The sequence below is a fragment of the Pseudarthrobacter sp. NKDBFgelt genome, from assembly GCF_046097905.1.
In the GTDB taxonomy this organism is placed as follows: domain Bacteria; phylum Actinomycetota; class Actinomycetes; order Actinomycetales; family Micrococcaceae; genus Arthrobacter; species Arthrobacter polychromogenes.
In genome coordinates, this window is sequence record NZ_JBJURL010000150.1 from 1 (window position 1) to 2,827 (window position 2,827).

Sequence of the window (2,827 nt, forward strand, 5' to 3'; positions counted from 1 at the left end):
GGCGTCATCCGCGAATACGCTGACCGTCTGCCCGTGACGGAATCCACCAGGGTAATCACCCTGGGCGAGGGCGGCACCCCGCTGGTGCATGCCCAGAAGCTCTCCGAGCTCACCGGCTCCAAGGTGTACCTCAAGGTGGAGGGCATGAACCCCACCGGTTCCTTCAAGGACCGCGGCATGACGATGGCCATGACGGCGGCCGTTGCCTCCGGCGCGCAGGCGGTAGTCTGCGCTTCCACGGGAAACACCTCCGCCTCCGCTGCTGCGTACGCCACTGCGGCCGGCCTGAAGTGCGCCGTCCTGGTGCCTGAAGGCAAGATTTCCATGGGCAAGCTCAGCCAGGCGATCGCCCACGGCGCCACGCTGCTCCAGGTGGATGGCAACTTTGACAACTGCCTGGACATCGCCCGGAAGCTGGGGGAGTCCTACCCGGTGTTCCTGGTGAACTCGGTGAACCCTGCCCGCATCCAGGGACAAAAGACCGGCGCCTTCGAAATCGTCGACGCGCTGGGCGACGCTCCGGACATCCACGTCCTGCCGGTGGGCAACGCCGGAAACATCACCGCGTACTGGAAGGGCTACAAGGAGTACTCCGCTCCGTTCGAGTCCGAAACAGCGGGTACCCTTCCCGCCGTCTCCACCAGGACCCCCGCGATGTGGGGATTCCAGGCGGCAGGTGCAGCGCCTTTCGTCGCCGGCCACCCCATCACCGAGCCCGACACCATCGCCACGGCCATCCGGATTGGCAACCCCGCCTCGTGGGACGGTGCCATCGGCGCCCGCGACGACTCCGGCGGACTGATCGACTCCGTCACGGATGAGGAAATCCTGAACGCGCACCGCTGGCTGTCCGCCCGGGAAGGCGTCTTCGTCGAGCCGGGATCGGCCGCCGGCGTGGCAGGGCTCCTGAAGAAGCATGCCGCCGGGGAAGTCCCCACAGGCAAAACCATCGTCATTACCGTCACGGGCCACGGGCTCAAGGACCCCCAGTGGGCCCTGCGCACGGAGGACGGCAGCGACGTGCAGCCGGTCAAGGTACCCAACGACGTGGTCACCGTTGCTGCTGAACTGGGACTGGAAGAAAAATAGCCTTGGAAACCACCTCGCCGGCCGCCGTCGGACTGCAACCCATCGAGGCCGGCCAGATCGTCACCGTTCGGGTGCCGGCAACCACGGCCAACCTGGGCCCGGGCTATGACAGCCTGGGCCTGGCCCTTGCATTGCACGACACCCTGACGGTGGAGAGCCTGGAAACGGACGAGCTGCTGTTCGAGCTTCGCGGCGAAGGCGCGGAAAGCCTGCCCCGGGACGCGAGCCACCTCGTGATCAGGGCCATGGAGGCGGCGTTCGAACGACTGGGCTTCCGCCGCGGCGGCCTGAAGGTGACCGCTGACAACGTCAACCCCCACGGGCGCGGCCTGGGCTCCTCCGCCTCCGCGGTGGTGGCCGCAGTCTCGGCGGCCAACGCCATGGTGCCCGAGGCGCACCGGCGGGGCCGGGACTGGATCCTGCAGCTGACCAGTGAAATCGAAGGCCACCCTGACAACGTCGCTCCCGCCATTTTCGGCGGACTGGCGCTGTCATGGCAGGACAGTGACCAGTACAGCAGCACCAGCGCCACTGTGGCGGATTCGGTGATCCCGGTTGTGGCGGTTCCGGATTACGAACTGTCCACGGAAGCAGCGCGTGCCCTGCTGCCGGCATCGGTGGGCCACCACGCCGCTGCCATGAACGCCGGCCGCGCTGCCCTGCTGATCCACGCGCTCACGCACAAGCCTGAATTCCTGCTGGCCGGCACTGAGGACTACCTGCATCAAAGCTACCGGGCCGAGGCGATGCGGCCCAGCGCAGCCCTCATCGGTGCGCTGCGCGCCGCAGGCCATGCCGCCGTCGTCTCCGGTGCCGGGCCCACGGTGCTGGTCCTCGCCAACGGAGAGGCCGAAGCCGCCGCTGCCGTGGCTTTCATCGGCCAGTTCACCGCGGCCAACACGCCGGATATTGCCTGGCGCGTACTGAAGCTGGCAGTGGACGTCGAAGGTGCTAAGGTGGAGTTGCACCGGCGGTAATTCCGCCTATCTGATCTGCTATTGCACTTAGTTGCCGCTTGGTCTCTTACTGCGCAATCCATTCCGGTGCCGCCTGCTAGGTCTGTCGCAGGAATCTGCAGCACTCAAACTGCCCCTGAAGCGTCAGTCCGGCGTCCCGCCATGGGTGGAGCGCAAGGTGAATCAGTATCCGGCCCTGCTGGCCGAAATCCAACCGGCAAGGCCGAGCAATCCGGCTGCAGATCTGAACTGCAGCCCAGATCAAATCATCGCGTCCAGCTCCCAGTCTGGACGCCGTCGAGGGGGAAGGATCCTTCGTGACCGAAACCACTGAGCTGTCGCCAGCTGTGGAACTATCATCTTCTGCTGCCGAATCACCGGCAGCTCCCGCCAAGAGCAGCGGCCTTGCAGGCCTGAAGCTCGCGCAGCTGCAGGCACTTGCCAGCCAGCTCGGCATCTCAGGCGGTTCCCGGATGCGCAAGGGGGACCTGGTTTCGGCCATCTCCGCCCACCGCGCCGGCACCCCCATGACCAAGGCTCCCGCCAGGGCAACCGAAAAGGCTGTCGAATCCCCGGCCGCCCAGGCAGCTGCCCCCGCAGTTTCCTCCCCGGCTGCCGCAGAAGCAACGGAAGCTCCCGCGGAAGGAACCCGGGCCCGTGGCCGCGGACGCAGCCGGCGCGCCGTCAGCGACGGAGTTGTGGCGCCCGCAACCACTGAGCCGGCAACCGCTGAAACCAGCACCGCCGCTCCGGTTGAGGCAACCGCCGCCGAGGCCACCGAA

The 2,827-nt window shown here is 67.0% G+C and carries 3 protein-coding genes; all 3 read left to right on the forward strand.

Annotated elements, in window-relative coordinates; all coding sequences use genetic code 11:
• Positions 1-1,089 (forward strand): threonine synthase (gene thrC / locus ACKAE7_RS20710; RefSeq protein ID WP_408980186.1); only part of this gene is annotated, 1,089 nt, incomplete at its 5' end.
• A 2-nt stretch (positions 1,090-1,091) separates the two neighbouring features.
• Positions 1,092-2,066, forward strand: a complete 975-nt coding sequence (thrB, locus tag ACKAE7_RS20715; RefSeq protein WP_408980187.1) for a homoserine kinase — start codon at positions 1,092-1,094, stop codon at positions 2,064-2,066.
• Between the two features lie 296 nt (positions 2,067-2,362).
• A partial coding sequence (locus ACKAE7_RS20720; RefSeq protein ID WP_408980188.1) for a Rho termination factor N-terminal domain-containing protein occupies positions 2,363-2,827 on the forward strand: 465 nt, incomplete at its 3' end.